The sequence below is a fragment of the Streptomyces sp. NPDC048442 genome (assembly GCF_040651475.1).
In the GTDB taxonomy this organism is placed as follows: domain Bacteria; phylum Actinomycetota; class Actinomycetes; order Streptomycetales; family Streptomycetaceae; genus Streptomyces.
This window is the reverse complement of the sequence record NZ_JBEZKB010000007.1, coordinates 267,045-281,464: the sequence shown is the minus strand read 5'-3', so window position 1 is coordinate 281,464 and position 14,420 is coordinate 267,045. Positions and strand designations below refer to the sequence as shown.

General features: G+C 71.7%; 9 protein-coding genes. 4 read left to right on the top strand and 5 right to left on the bottom strand.

Annotated elements, in window-relative coordinates:
- Positions 1–39: 39 nt before the first annotated feature.
- The 5 genes from AB0D18_RS14010 to AB0D18_RS13990 all read right to left on the bottom strand — a co-directional run bounded on the left by AB0D18_RS14010 (position 40) and on the right by AB0D18_RS13990 (position 6,869).
- The gene (locus tag AB0D18_RS14010; protein ID WP_362416567.1) at positions 40–1,287 is read right to left on the bottom strand and encodes a S8 family serine peptidase; all 1,248 of its coding nucleotides are present in this window, start codon (positions 1,285–1,287) and stop codon (positions 40–42) included.
- 56 nt (positions 1,288–1,343) lie between these two features.
- Positions 1,344–3,236, bottom strand: coding sequence for a hypothetical protein (locus AB0D18_RS14005; protein ID WP_362416564.1), 1,893 nt, complete (start codon positions 3,234–3,236; stop codon positions 1,344–1,346).
- 3 nt (positions 3,237–3,239) lie between these two features.
- A complete protein-coding gene (locus AB0D18_RS14000; protein ID WP_362416561.1) occupies positions 3,240–3,704 on the bottom strand; it encodes a hypothetical protein in 465 nt (154 codons plus the stop codon).
- Positions 3,705–3,858: 154 nt separating this feature from the next.
- The gene (gene mycP / locus AB0D18_RS13995; protein ID WP_362416558.1) at positions 3,859–5,187 is read right to left on the bottom strand and encodes a type VII secretion-associated serine protease mycosin; all 1,329 of its coding nucleotides are present in this window, start codon (positions 5,185–5,187) and stop codon (positions 3,859–3,861) included.
- 14 nt (positions 5,188–5,201) lie between these two features.
- A complete protein-coding gene (locus tag AB0D18_RS13990; RefSeq protein WP_362416555.1) occupies positions 5,202–6,869 on the bottom strand; it encodes a type VII secretion protein EccB in 1,668 nt (555 codons plus the stop codon).
- Between the two features lie 450 nt (positions 6,870–7,319).
- On the opposite strand from AB0D18_RS13990, the gene eccE reads away from it, so the two are divergent.
- The 4 genes from eccE to AB0D18_RS13970 all read left to right on the top strand — a co-directional run bounded on the left by eccE (position 7,320) and on the right by AB0D18_RS13970 (position 14,191).
- Positions 7,320–8,558 (top strand): type VII secretion protein EccE, encoded by a 1,239-nt coding sequence (gene eccE / locus AB0D18_RS13985; protein ID WP_362416552.1) that lies wholly within the window; start codon positions 7,320–7,322, stop codon positions 8,556–8,558.
- A gap of 41 nt (positions 8,559–8,599) precedes the next feature.
- On the top strand, positions 8,600–9,388 hold the full coding sequence (locus AB0D18_RS13980; protein WP_362416721.1) for a hypothetical protein: 789 nt from the start codon (positions 8,600–8,602) through the stop codon (positions 9,386–9,388).
- Between the two features lie 197 nt (positions 9,389–9,585).
- A complete protein-coding gene (locus AB0D18_RS13975) occupies positions 9,586–9,819 on the top strand; it encodes a DUF397 domain-containing protein (protein WP_362416549.1) in 234 nt (77 codons plus the stop codon).
- A 511-nt stretch (positions 9,820–10,330) separates the two neighbouring features.
- Positions 10,331–14,191: an SCO5717 family growth-regulating ATPase gene (locus tag AB0D18_RS13970; RefSeq protein ID WP_362416546.1), complete on the top strand. Its 3,861-nt coding sequence runs from the start codon at positions 10,331–10,333 to the stop codon at positions 14,189–14,191.
- The last annotated feature ends 229 nt before the right edge of the window (positions 14,192–14,420 follow it).

Sequence of the window (14,420 nt, the reverse complement as noted above, 5' to 3'; positions counted from 1 at the left end):
ACGGAGTCGGGAATTCCCGGGGCCGTCGGGTGGTGCGGTTCAGTGGGCCGCGCGGCGCCTGCGGACGAGCGCGAAGGCGCCGGCGGCGAGGATCAGCGCGGCTGCGGCTATCCCGCCGATGAGGAGGGGAGAGGGGCCGGTGGCTGCAGAGTCCTTGGAGGAGGAGGCCAGGGCGGGGGTGCCGGTGGGCTTGGCGGGTTTGATTGGGGGGGTGTTGGGAGTGGCGGGGGCAGGGGGGTTGGGATCCACCCCGTGCGCGCTGAGTTCCACGTCCGGGTTGCCGGGACTGCCCTTGCCTTCAAGGAGGTGGTCCCGCGGTCGAACGAGGCCATGCCCCCTGTAGGCGTCACGCTTGCCCGTCACCCAGTTCCGGCTCGCAGTGTCGTACAAGACGCGGAGAACTTGGTTGGGCGTCCAATCCGGGTGCTTGGACCAGATCAAGGCAGCCGAGGCAGAAGTTATTGCCGTGGAAGCAACGAACCCGCCCCCGGTGCAGTACCGCTGGAATTTCGCATCGCACCAACGGGGAATCTCGGCACCGGGAGCCGCGAGATCGACGTCCTCCCCGTGCTGGGAGAAGTCCGTCACCTTGCCGTCGCGGCCGGTAGAGGCCACCCCGACAACGTCAGGGCTGTCGGCCGGCCTCTGCGGCTTGTTCCCTTCCTTGGCGTTGTCGCCAGTACCGGCAAACACCAATTTTCCCTTGCTGGCGGCGTATTTGAAGGCGTCGGTCTCCCCAAACCTGCTCATGCCGATGGCCCACTCACTGCCTACCGAGATGTTGATGATCTGCGCGTCGCTGTCCGCTGCAGCCTTCACCGCCCGGTAGAGGGAATCCTCCATGACCTCCGGAAGCGCATTGTGCTTGTGGAGGGGCACCTTGAACGGAATGACCTTCGCGCCCGGCGCCAGGCCCCGGATACCACCGCCTTCCCCCGTGCCGACGATCAGCTCGGCCGTGGTGGTGCCTTGGCCATTGGTGTCGTCGGTCTGGGTGTCCGTGCCCTTCCTGGTGAAGTGCTTGCCCGGCAGGACCTGCCCCTTCAGCGAGGGCGTGGACTCATGGACACCGGAGTCGATGACGGCAACCTTGATGCCTTTTCCGGTGGAGACCTTCCATATCTCCTCCGCCTTCATCGGGCCCAGGTACCACTGCTCCGGCGACGCCTCGGCGGCGACTGCGGCCGGTGCTACGGCAGCGGCGCCGATGCTCCACGCCACCGCTGCCGCAAGCACACCGTGCATGCGTTGCCGACGCCTTCGGGTCTGGCTGATTCCTGCCGTCATCCTGGCTTCCGGGCCTTTCGCTGTGCTTGGTCGTACGAGGTCGTGCTCGGCCGTGCTCAGTCGATCACCGGAGGAACGGCGCTACGGCGGCCGGCCGTCCAGGTCTCTTCGTCCTCGGTCAGGTAGTCGGGGCGCTTCGAACCCTCTTGTTCCTCGCGCTCGTTCGCATTGCGCTGACCGGCCGGGCCTCGTACGAGACCGGCTCCGCCCTGGGTGAAACCGCCGGTACCGGGGCGGCCGGAGGGAGCCGTGCCGGTTCGGGGAGCGCCCACCACACCATTCGTGCCGGAGGTGGGTCGGCCGGTCGGACGGGCGGCCGTACCGGACACGGGGTTCGCTCCGACGGCTCCGCCGGTGGGGATACGGCCGGTGGAGCCGCGGCCCGAGGTGCCGGGCTCGCTGCCGACAACCGTGCCGCGCGGAATGCGGGAGCCGGACGAACCAGGGGTGGTGCGTTGCGGGTTGCCGCCCATGATCCCGTCCGTACGGCCGCCGGTGGTGCGTCCCATCGGAGGCTGACCGGCAGTACCGGAACGCCCCAACGGGGGCTGACCCGCCGTACCGCGACCCATCGGAGGCTGACCGGCACTACCCGAACGCCCCATCGGAGGCTGACCCGCCGTACCCCGACCCATCGGAGGCTGACCGGCAGTACCCGAGCGACCCATCGGAGGCTGACCCGCCGTACCCCGACCCATCGGAGGCTGACCGGCAGTACCCGAGCGACCCATCGGAGGCTGACCCGCCGTACCGGAACGCCCCAACGGAGGCTGACCCGCCGTACCGCGCCCCATTGGAGGCATGCCCGGCTTCCGAGCCGTTCCGCCCTGGACCGGAGGCGCATAGCCAGGGCCCATGGGAGGCGGTGTCGTGCCCAGGGCCGGCCCCGTGGCCGTCGGGGCAGGCGGCGGAGCGACACTCGGAGCGGGTGCGGGGGCCGGTGGTGCGGCGACCCGCGCGAGTTCCATCGACTGGTCGCCGCCCGGCGCGGGCGAAACCCCGCCGACCGCAGCACCGGGCCGGGCCGTGTCGCCGCCCGCCGAACCGGCAGGACCGAGACCGTCCGCCCGTCCGGCTGCCGCACCAGGGCCGGACGTATCGGCAGGCGCGACGGCCCTGGCCGCTCCGAGACCCGCAGCGCCTCCTCCGGCGGCCCCTCCTGCGGCGCCGCCGTCTGCTCCACCAGCTCCGTCGCCACCGCCGGTGGGCGGAGGTACGTTCGCCTTGAGGACCTGGTCAAACTTCGGCGGCTCCTGGGCTGCCAGAGTGTCTTGTGAGACCGCGTAGAACGACGACAAGCGTTGCAGCTGGTTGATGGCCTCCTGGCGGTCCTTCTCGACCTTCACCGCCATGTCGTACGTCGCATTGCCCTCGACGCGGCCAACTATCGGTACGTCTTCGGGCTTGCGCTTGTCGAGTCGGCCATCCCTCGGCGGCATCGCCTTGTGCACGGAGGCCAGGCCGGTGCCCGCGACCGTGATCTGCGTACCGGCCGTGTCGGCAAAGTCACCCAGCCCTCGGGCATGCGCCACGAGCCCTTCCCCAAATTTACGGAAGCTGGTGGCACCCTCGCCCTGCCAGTCCACGCCCTTGACCTGGAGCTCAAGTTCCCTGGCCGCCGCCTTGAGTGCGTCCCTGGCCTTCCAGAGAGCCTCCCCCGCGCTTTCCAGCTCCGCCGGGTTCGCGTTCTCCACCATGTCGATCATGGCGTTGAGGTCATGGCCCTCAAAGCTGGTCCTGGTCGAGAAGCCGGGAATGCCCGGGTCACGGATGTAGGGGACCGGCAGCGGCTCTTCCTTGGCCCCCGCAGGGGTCATCAGGGCCTTCGACTCCGAGTATCCCTGGCGGACCTCGGCGGAGTGGAGCTGTTCCCGGACTTCCGCGCGGTCCTGCGCCAGCTGCGCCTTTTCGGCCTTGGCGGCGGGTGCCTGCGTGTTCTCGTCAGCCATGGGTCAGTACTCCGGATTGGTCGTGTCGGGGGCCTTCGGCCCAGACTGACCGGCCCGTTGCTGCTGCGCTTTCAGATAGGCATCGTCCCGCTTCTGCTGGGCGTCCTGCTCTGTCTGAAGCCCGTCCCGGATCTCCGCGTACCGCTGCCGAAGGTCCTCTTCGACGTTGTTGTAACCGACCTCCGACGCGTGCACACCGATACTCAGCGCCTCGATCTGATACCCCAACGTCTTCGACAGCGAAGTGAGTTGCTGATGCACCCGGTTGTACTGCGCGTACAGCCCGTCCGCCTCCGCGAACGTCGCGTTGCCCCCGCTCAGCGACGCGCGTGACACTCTCTGCGCCGCGATCTTCGTGCGGCCCGCGTCGCCGCCCTCCAGCTCGTGCAGCAGGGTGTTCACCCGCTTCTGGAACTGCCGAAGCGCTCCCACGCCCTTCGACAGATCCCCCGTGCCCGGGTCTCCCATGATTCGATCCCTCCCCGTCCCCGTTTGCTCTGTCCCCACCGGTTGCTATCGCAGTGCGCGCGAGTCCCAGCCGTCACAGGGGAACCACTCTATCCAAGTCTCCGGCACAGCCAACCCCTATACCAGAGAGGGTAATCACAGGCCATCGACCGCTTCAGGACCGTTGGTACGCACTTGTCCCTCGCGTCCCGACTTGAGTCGATCCCCGTTCGCTACTGCGACCACCCCGCCGCCGACGCCCGTCCCGTACCGCCACCGCCGCCCCCGCGATCGCCGCTACCAGCACGCCGCCGCCCACCACCACGTACGTGCCGAGGCGGGCGTTGCGCTCCTCCGGGGTTTCTCCCACCGGGAGTTCGACCGCGGTCGGGGCGTGGACGCCGGTCAGGCCGCCGCCCGGGACCGGTGCGCCTGCCGGGGTGTGTTCGTCCTCGGTGAGGGCGCGGACCGGGTCGACCACGCCCCAGCCGACCAGGCGGTCGTGGCCGGGGATGGAGCGTTCGGCGGTCTGCTTGATCTGGGTGGTGACCTGCGCGTTGGTCCACTTGGGGTGCTTGGCCCTGATCAGGGCGGCGACCCCGGTCACGTACGGCGCGGAGAAGCTCGTACCGCTGTCCGCGCAGTGGCCGCCGCCGGGGACCGTCGAGATCATGTCCACCCCCGGGGCCGCGACGCCGACGAATTCGCCGGACTGGGAGAACGCCGCCCGTTCGTTGTTGCGGTCGGAGGCGGCAACGGCCAGGACGCCCGGATAGGACGCCGGGTAGGTGGGTTTGATGTTGCCGCCGAGGCCGTCGTTGCCGGCGGAGGCGATGATCAGGATGTTCTTGGACAGGGCGAGATTGACGGCCTGTCTGAGTACGGGCGTCGGTTCCGTCGCGTTCGCCGTGTCCTGCGAGATGTTGATGATGCCGGCGTCCTTGGCGATGGCGTGGTTGATCGCGGTCGCCAGGGTGAGGGCGTTGCCGTGGCCCTCCGCGTCGTTCTGCTGGATCGGGATGATCGTCGCGCCGGGCGCCAGGCCGACGAAGCCGGTGCCCTTCGCCGGGCGGGCGGCGATGATGCCGGCGACCTTCGTGCCGTGGCCGACGGTGTCCGACGTGCCGTCCTCCTTGCCTCGCTCGATCACGTCGCCCTGTTCGTCCTTGAGGGGGTTGGGCAGCACATTGCGGCCGCTCTTGACGTCCACGGCGGCCGTGAGCTGCTTGTTCTTCACGTCGACGCCGCTGTCGATGACGGCGACGCGGACACCCTTGCCGGTGGACTGCTTCCACACCTCGTCAAGCAGGACCCGTTGGAGGGCCCAGGGGCGCCCTTCGTACGGCTTCGAGGGGTACGTGCACTGCCCGGCCGGCTCCGTACCCGGGGCCGGAGCCGCGATCGCGGGCGGTGCCGGTACGGCGAGCAGCCCCAACAGCCCCAGCACCGGGACGGCTCCCGCCAACAACCGGCGTGGACAGGAAAGAAACGAGACCTGTGTCATGTCCGTGCCGCCCCTCACGAGCCCTGCGGCTGGCGGGCCGCACCCGTCGACAGGCGCGGACCCGTGGGCAGGAACTCCGACCACTCGACCGGTATCGGGGCGGGCTGGACCGCCTTGTAGCCGAGGCGGTTCTGCGCCTGGGCCTCCTCCTGGGCGCGGGCCTGCTTCTCCGCCTTCGTGCCGGCGCCGATGCCGCCGCCCGGGTCGCCCGTCGCGCTGTCGCCGTTGGACTGCATCGCGTACCGCAGTCCCGTGTCGGTCACCAGGAAGACGAAGCCCGTGCCGGTCGCCGAGCCCTTGAACTGGCGGAACAACTGCCCCGAACCGGGCGTGACGTACGCGCTGCTCGCGCCCGTCGGCAGCGGGGCGGGGAAGGCGGGGCCCGCCCAGGTACTGAGGGAGGTCCGGCCGGTCGACTTATCGACGCCACGCAGGACGTTGCAGACGGTGTTGCGGGCGGAGCCCTGGGCCGGCGTGCCAGCCGATGTGCCAGCCGGCGTGCCACCCGATGTGCCGGCCGATGTGCCAGCCGATGTGCCGGCTGACGCATCGGCGGACGAATCGGCGGAAGCACCTGCCGCCGATGCCCCCGCCGCCGAGTCGTTCACCGGCTTCGGCTCCGCCAGCGGCCACTTGCGGTCCTGGCCGAAACCCGCCCCCGGCTCGATCGCCGCCGCGCTCACCGCCGTGGGACGGCCCGCCTGGCCGAGCTTGATCAGCGGGCGGCTGTTGATGAGCAGCTTCGCCGTGAAGTCGGAGATCGGGGCGACGCGGCCCTTGAGGACCACGTACTGCTGGTTCTTCGTGCCGTCGGTGGCCCGCAGCACCATGCCCACCTTGTTCTCGCCGGCCCCCAGGCCGCCGGGTGCGCCCGCCGGGTCGCCCGGTGTCCCGTCGGCCGGGGATATGGCGGGGAAGGCGATCCGGTCGCCGTGGTGCAGCGTCGCCAGCCAGCCCGCCGAGACGCGCTGCGGGACCCTGCCCTGGCCGACCAGCTGGCGCAGCAGCAGTTCTTCCTTGCCCACGGGATACGCGGTCCCGCTCGCGTCCACCAGGTAGCGGGTGCGCTGCGGGCCGGGGCCCTCGACGTACAGCAGTTCGCCGCCGGTGAGGCGCTCGCGCCCGTCGGTCTTGGCGACCTCGCGCTCGGCGAGGACGAACGCCGCCTTCTGGATCGCCCTGCCACCCTCGCCCTGCCGCTCGCAGACCGCCCACCGCTTCGCGCCGCCCGCCTCCTTGGCGTCCGGCAGCCGGTCGGGGCCGTACGGTATGCCGAGCGTCGCGCCGTGCGGAATCTTGCCGCTGTCCAGCACCTTCTCGTCGATGTTGACGACCTTGCCCTTGTCCGGGTCGAGGAGAAGTCGTGCAGATGACATGTTGAGGACGGGGTGGAGCTGTGTCTTCCCGTCCGTCTTCAACACCACATAACGGGTGGTCGACTTGCTCGCGATGATCACGTTCTCGCCCGGCTTGTCCCATTCCTTGGGTGCGACCGGCTTGAACATTCCCCAAGCACCGAAGCCCGCGAGGATCACCACACCCACGATCGCGCCCGGGATCACCGCCCTCAACGGCCGGGGCGCACCTTCTTCCGAACCCGTCGAACTGGGTTGGAGGAACTGCGCAATCAGTCTCCGCTTCGCAAATGTGTAGGCGTTGAGTTCGTCCCGACGTGATGCCATCTGTCCGCTGTTCCCTCTCCCGGCTGGGCCGCACAGGTCCCCCAGTTCGCTGCGCTCCTCCGGGCGGGTCCTGCTGTCCTGCTGCCCCTCACTATGCCTGCCGGTGCCCCTGCTCCGCTGCTCCGGTACTGTGATCGACCGGTCAACCCCTGACACGGGGGCGCTGGTTGTAGAACCGACGGGAAGGCTGCGGTGGCGACGACAACGCGCGAACGCGGGGGGCGGAACACACCGCAACCACCCGGAAACCGACGTACCACTTCCCGTCGGCAACGTAGCAACGAATCGAACAATTCGGCCGGTTCGACCGCCGGGCGCACCGGTTCGGCCGCCGCACCCGGGGGCACGGCCACTGCTGCCCGACCTGGGGATCCTCCCGCGAAGACCGGTCTGCGGCCGCTGTCCCGCACCGGCCGTCCGGCCTCGCTGCCGCTGCGCCAGCTCGTTCTGGTGGAGCTCGCGGTGTCCGCGGGCGGTCTCGGCTGGCTCGCCGGTGGCATCTGGCTGGTTCCCGGGCTGGTGGTGGCCGTGGTGCTGCTGCTGTTCGCGGTGGTACGCCGCCGTGGGCGTGCGGTGCAGGACTGGCTGTCCGCGGTGTTCGCCCTGCGGGCGCGCAGCCGGCGGGGCACCGCGGTGCTCGATCCCGCCCTCGACGCCGCGCTGGTGCCGGTCGCGGAGAACGTGCCCGGGTTTGGCCCGTACACCTACGTGGACCGGGACCGGCGCACCGTCGGCATGCTCGGCGACGGTACGTTCCTCACCGCGGTCGTACGCGTCGAGGCGAGCGGCGAGGCGCTGCGGCCCGCGTCCGGTGCGCGGGCGCTGCCGCTGTCGCTGCTCGGCGACTGTCTCGCGGTGGACGACATCGTGCTGGAGTCGGCCCAGCTGCTCCAGCAGGTGCGGTCCGCTCCCGCCCCGCACCTGCCCGAGCGGTCGGCGGCCCGCGTCTCGCACGCCACCCTCCAGCAGCAGACCCCGACGCCCGCCCTGCGGATGACCTGGATCGCGCTGAAGCTGGACCCCGAGCTCGCCCACGAGGCGGTCGAGGCGCGCGGCGGCGGTGTGGCCGGCGCCCAGCGCTGTCTGGTGCGGGTCGCCGACCATGTGGCGAGCCGGGTCACCGGGGCGGGGTTCCGGGCCGTGGTGCTCAACCAGGAGGAGCTGAACTCGGCGGTGGCCACGACCGTCTGCGCCCGGACCGGCGGCCCCGCGGGCGGCCCTGCCGGCGGACCTTCCGGTGGGCCGTCCGGTGGGCTTTCCGGTGGGCCTTCCGGTGGGCCTTCCGGTGGGCCTTCCGGTGGGGCGAGTGCCGACGCGGGCGCGGTCCGGCGGACCGCCGAGACGTCCCGCGTCTGGCAGTGCGACGACCGGCTGCACACCACGTACGCGGTGGGCCGCTGGCCCGAGCTGGGGCGGGCCGCGACCCCGCTGCCCCGGGTGGTCTCGGCGCTGGCCGACGTCCCCTCGTACGCGACCACCGTCAGCCTCACCGTGCGGCGCGGTCCGCACCGGGGCTCGTCGACGGTGGCCGGGCACATCCGCGTCACCGGCGACTCCGACACCCAACTGGTGTCCGTACGAAAAGAGTTGGAGCGCATGGCGGGTTCCGCGAAGGTCACTCTGGTACGTCTGGACCGGGAGCAGCTGCCGGGCGTGCTGGCCACTCTGCCGCTGGGCGGTGCCCGGTGAGGCGCGGCAACAGGGCGGCGGGCGGCAGGGTCGCCACCAGGATCAGGGACGTCGTGCCGCACGGGCTGCGCGGCCCCCGCCACCCCGGGCACAGCATCCTGACGGACGACCTCGGCGCGCTCGCCCTGCCGGTCGGCGACGACGGCATCCTGCTCGGCAGCGACACCGGCGGGCATCCGCGGATACTCGGGCTGCACCGTCCGACTCCGTACGAAGTCCTGCTCATCGGCGGCCTCTGGACGGCGCAGGCACTGGCGCTGCGCACCGCGGGCACGGGCGCGCGGGTGAGCGTCGAAACCGGCCGCGCCCAGGTGTGGACACAGCTCGCCCAGGCGGCGGGCGGGGGTACGGGGACCGGCCAGGGGGCGGGTCACGGGGCAGGACAGGGAGCGGGTCACGGGGCAGGTCCGGGGGCAGGACCGGCTTCGGGTCCTGACTGCATCACGCTGTACGAGGTCGGGCGCGTGCCGCCCAGCGGCGCGACCCCGGGCTCGCCCGTGCTGGTCGTACGGGACTGCGGGATGCGGCCGCCGCGCGGGCGGATCGTGTCCTCGCCGTGGCAGTCGGTGCTGACGCTGCTGCCGTATCTCAGTCCGGTGGCGCCTCGGCTGATCCGTGACTCGGCACTCGTCGGCGTACAGCGGGTGTCGCCCGACGAGGCACAGCAGATCGGCCGGCTGCTGGGACTGACCCCGGAGGAGGTCGCGGCCCTGCCGGGCCTCGGCGACGGAGTCACCCTGTGGTGCGCGGGGCGGGAGAGGCACTGGGTCACGACGATGCCCACTCCGGTCGAGGGGACGCTGCTCGGGCCTGCGCGCCGGATGGACTGACGCGTCGGGCAGCGCGGGCGGCGAGCTGTCGCTGTCGGCTCGACAGCACGAACGGCCTGATAGCACGATCGGCACGATGGCGGAACCCCCCGCCTGCGCATCGGGCAACATGTCCTGAGGAACGAACGGCGCTTGCGAGAGCCGCTGTTGACCGTTGGCCGTTGAGTCGGGCCGAGTGGAAGCGGAAGGACACCGGAATGGGAACGCAGCAGGAGAAGGACGCCCTCTACGCCCTCGACATCTCGGACGTGGAGTGGCTCGGTGCGCCGGGCACCGAGGACGCCGAGGAGCGCGTGGAGATCGCGTACCTGCCCGAGGGCGCCGTGGCGATGCGGTCGTCGGCGGACCCCGAGACCGTGCTCCGGTACACCGAGGCGGAGTGGACGGCGTTCGTGCTGGGGGCGCGGGACGGGGAGTTCGACCTGACGTAGCCGGGCCGGCGTCGGAGAGCGGTCACTGGGATGTCTGCCCGGTGACCGCTTTTCGCTGTGCGGGCAGGGCGGGCTGTGCGCGGTGGGCTGTGCGCGGTGGGGCTGCTGCTCGCGGGTTGTGCAGGGTGTGTGCACGCTGCCATGACACATGCCACAGGTGTTGACACCTGATTGTTGGGAAGCGTGCGGGCGGCGGGGTGGGCGGGCTGCATTCCGTGTGGAGATGTCAAGTGGTGACCGTTTTGGTCGTTACGGAGTGATGCCAGGAGGTCACTTCTGGGCGTCAAGTGACGCCGGAGGCACGGTTCGTCGGGCGATCGGGCCTGCCGTACGGGCAGTGCTGACGACTAGGCTGACGCACGGGCGCGACAGGCGGGCTTGCGAGCAGCAGGCAGGGCACGCCGACCGCCCCGGCAGAACACGGGGAAGAGCCGAGCGGATCGGACGACGGAAGCGGTCACCCCACCCACCACGCACGGCACCAGGGTGCTCGACCACAGCAGGAGGCAATGTGAACAGCGAGCGGGACGAGATCCGCGAGGGCTGGAACGTGCCCGTCAGCGCGCCCGACCCGGAGTCGCCCGACTCGGAGGCCGACCAGACGGGCGAGTTCACGATCGACTACACGCCGCCCGCTTGGTACACGCAGAATGCGAGTTCTTCGGGTTCCGCTTCCGTCGGAGCGCCGGGTTCCGCCGCTGTCGGAGCATCGGATTCCGCCTCCGTGGGAGCTTCGGGTTCCGTCGGAGCATCGGGTTCCGTGGGAACTTCGGCCGGCGAGCCGGAGGCGTTCGGGGGCGGGGACCTGGAGAGCGGGGCGACCATGCGCTTCTCCCCCGCCGCGCTGAAGCGGGAACTCGCGGAACTCGCGGCGGCCGAGGAGGCTGCGGCATCCACCGCTGCCGCTGTGGCGGACGACGGTACGGGCGACGGCTCGACGGCGACGCCGGATGCTTCGGCGAGCGAGACCGCTCGGGCGGAGGACGACTCCGTGGCCGGGGCTGACGCGGGTACGGAGCCGGAGCCGGAGGGTCTCGGCGCCGACACGGACACCGACGAGGTCGAGAGCCAGGACGCGGACGTGACCGCCTCTGCCTCTGCCGATACGGGTACCGATTCCGCCTCGGAGCCGGACTCCGGCCTCGATTCCCCTGCACCGGCTGCGGTGGACGTGCCCGCCGAGGGGCGCCCTTCGGACTCGGACTCGGGCTCTGAATCCGACTCGACCTCGGACGTCGTTGCGGCCTCGATAGCGGCAACCGGCCATGCAGATAACCCTCTTGATGGCCCGTCAGGACTTTCGTACCCCGACGACCGTGATGCCGCCGAGCCGAACGACTCGGTACCGAACGACTCAGTACCGAGCGATTCCGTACCGGACGGTCTCGCTACGGACGACCTCGCGCCGAGCGACTCCGTACCCGGCGACTTCCTCATGGACGCGCCCGTCGCAGCCGCGCCGCTCGCCGACGTCCCCGTGAACGACGCCGTTCCCGAGGACGCTCCCACGGACGCCCCGGACGCCCCGGACGCCTCGGTAGCCCCCGTTGCCCCCGCCGCCCCCTTCGCCGAGGAGCCGCAGGACACTCCGCCCGCCGGTGCGCCCGCACCCGCGCCCCAGGCCTGGACTCCCCCGGCGCCGCCGCAGGGCAGCCTGCCGCCGCTGCCCCCTTCCTTCCAGCCTGCGGCGCCCTCGACCGCACCGCAGTGGCCCGCGCCTCCCGCCGCCCCGTCGTCCTGGCCCGCACCCGCACCGTCGAGCGAGACCTCCGGCCAACAGCCGCAGGGCTCCCCCGGCTTCCCGCAGCAGCCGGAAGCGCCGCAGGGCAGCCCCACCGCCCCGCAGCCGCCGGTCCCCGGCCCGCAGCCTCAGGGTTACGGATTCCCGCAGCCCGGCCCCGCGCAGCCCTCGGCACCGGCCCCCGCCCCGACTCCGGATGGCGGTTACGGATTCCCGCAGCCGCAGGCCCCCGCAGCACCGCAGAGCGGCTACGGCTTCCCGCAGCCCGGCACAGCACCGCTCCCGGCCCCCACGCCGGCACCCGCACCCGCACCCGCCCCCGCACCGAATCCGGCCCCGGCACCGGCCCCGAACAGCGGCTACGGATTCCCACAGCACGACGGCGCCCAGACCCAGCCTCCGGCCCCGATGCCCGGTGCCCCGGGACAGGACGCCGGGTCCCCGTTCCCGCAGCCGCAGGCCCCCGCAGCACCGCAGAGCAGCTACGGCTTCCCGCAGCCCGGCACGGCACCGCTCCCGGCCCCCACGCCCGCGCCGGCACCCGCCCCCGCACCGAATCCGGCACCGGCCCCGGACAGCGGCTACGGATTCCCGCAGCCCGGCACAGCACCGCTCCCGGCCCCCGCACCCGCATCGCAGACCGGCTTCCCGCAGCCTTCGGCACCCGGGGCCCCGCAGAACGGCTACGGATTCCCGCAGGCCCCCGCCGCACCGGACAACTCCCATGCGGCGCAGCCCAGTTCCTCCGCCGCCCAGCCGGAAGCCACGGCTCCCGGTGCCCCCGGTATCCCTGCCCAGCAGCCCGTACCTCAGCAGCACCAACCGCAGCAGCCGCCGCAGCAACAACAGCCCCAGCCGGAAACCCCCGTCACCTCCGGCAACCCCGTCGACCCCCGGACCGGTGCCGCCTGGCCCTCCCCCGTGGCGGCCGACCAGCGGCAGGCGTCGCACCCCGGAGCTCCCCTCGGGTACACCGCCGCCGTCGAGCTGTCCTCCGAGCGCCTGCTGCGCAACAACAAGCAGAAGCCCAAGAGCAGCCGTAATCCGTCCGCCGGCTCCCGCTTCAAGTTCGGCGGGAAGAAGGAGGAGGCCGAGCGGCTGCGCAAGCTCGAACTCATCCGGACCCCCGTCCTCTCCTGCTACCGCATCGCGGTGATCTCCCTCAAGGGCGGCGTCGGCAAGACCACGACGACCACCGCCCTCGGCGCGACCCTCGCCTCCGAGCGGCAGGACAAGATCCTCGCCATCGACGCCAACCCGGACGCCGGTACACTCGGCCGCCGCGTGCGGCGCGAGACCGGGGCGACGATCCGTGACCTCGTGCAGGCGATCCCGTACCTCAACAGCTACATGGACATCCGGCGGTTCACCTCCCAGGCCCCCTCCGGCCTGGAGATCATCGCCAACGACGTCGACCCGGCCGTCTCCACGGCCTTCAACGACGAGGACTACCGGCGCGCGATCGACGTGCTCGGCAAGCAGTACCCGATCATCCTCACCGACTCTGGCACCGGCCTCCTCTACAGCGCGATGCGCGGAGTCCTCGACCTGGCCGACCAGTTGATCATCGTCTCGACGCCGTCGGTGGACGGTGCGAGCAGTGCGTCGACGACGCTGGACTGGCTGTCGGCGCACGGGTACGGGGAGCTGGTGCAGCGTTCGCTGACCGTCATCTCCGGGGTGCGCGAGACCGGCAAGATGGTCAAGGTCGACGACATCGTGCAGCACTTCGAGACGCGCTGCCGTGGTGTGGTGGTCGTGCCGTTCGACGAGCACCTGTCGGCGGGCGCCGAGGTCAACCTCGACATGATGCGGCCAAAGACCCGCGAGGCGTACTTCCACCTCTCGTCGCTGGTCGCCGAGGACTTCGTACGGGCGCAGCAGGTGCAGGGACTGTGGACGGCGGACGGCAACCCGCCGCCGCACCTGGCCCCGCCGATGCCGGGCCATGGCCAGGGCCAAGGCCAGCCGCAGGGCCCCGGGCAGGTACCGGGCCAGCACATCCCCGGCCAGCCGCAGGCGCCGGGGCAGTACCAGCAGCCGTACGCACCTCAGCAGCAGGGCCAGCACGGCCAGCCGGGACAGCCGGTCCCGCAGTACGCGCCCCCACAGCCGGCCCAGTCCGATCAGCCGTACGCACCGCAGCAGCAGGGTCGACCCGACCAGCACTGGCAGCAGCCGCACCCGCAGCCCCATCCCCCGGGCCAGCCCCAGGCCCACGCCCAGCCCGGTGAACCCGGACCGCAGCCGGGCCAGTTCCCCCAGCCGCAAGCCCCGGGCCAGGCCCAGCCCTACCCTCAGCCCCAACCCCAGCCCTACCCCCAGCAGCCCCAGTCCCCCGGCAGCTGGCAGCAGGCCCCCGCTCCCCAGGGGCAGCCCGCACCCCAGGGCTTCCCCGGCCAATCCCCGTTCTCCGAGGTGCTGTTCACCGGCGGGCCCACCGCACAACCCCTGCCCGCACAACCCCTGCCCGCACAGCCCCTGCCCGCACAGCCCGGCACACCGGAAGCCCCCCAGCCGGGCCAGCCAGGTCAGCCCGGCCAACCCGACCCCCAGGCCGCCCCCCTCCCGCCCGCCAACTGGCCGCCGCAGCAGCAGCCTCCGGCGGCGCCGCCAGCCCCTCAGCAGTAGGGCTTCAGAGGTCGAGACCAATGAGGGCCCGCTCCGTGACCCGCACGTCCCCGTGACGTGGCCGCGGAGCGGGCCCTCCGTGCGTCCCGGACCCCGTACGCCACGCCGCCCTGCCCCGTATTCCCGCAGCACAAACGGCACTTGACGTACCGTCGACGCCGCGCCCGCACGCCGTTGACATGTCCGGAAGAGCGCTGGTAGACCTTCGCCACACCCGTCTGCCGACCCA

Coding starts and splice junctions, on each gene's coding strand:
- AB0D18_RS14010 (WP_362416567.1), bottom strand. CDS start 1,287: ATGACGGCAGGAATCAGCCAGACCCGAAGGCGTCGGCAACGCATGCAC.
- AB0D18_RS14005 (WP_362416564.1), bottom strand. CDS start 3,236: ATGGCTGACGAGAACACGCAGGCACCCGCCGCCAAGGCCGAAAAGGCG.
- AB0D18_RS14000 (WP_362416561.1), bottom strand. CDS start 3,704: ATGGGAGACCCGGGCACGGGGGATCTGTCGAAGGGCGTGGGAGCGCTT.
- mycP (WP_362416558.1), bottom strand. CDS start 5,187: ATGACACAGGTCTCGTTTCTTTCCTGTCCACGCCGGTTGTTGGCGGGA.
- AB0D18_RS13990 (WP_362416555.1), bottom strand. CDS start 6,869: ATGGCATCACGTCGGGACGAACTCAACGCCTACACATTTGCGAAGCGG.
- AB0D18_RS13975 (WP_362416549.1), top strand. CDS start 9,586: ATGGGAACGCAGCAGGAGAAGGACGCCCTCTACGCCCTCGACATCTCG.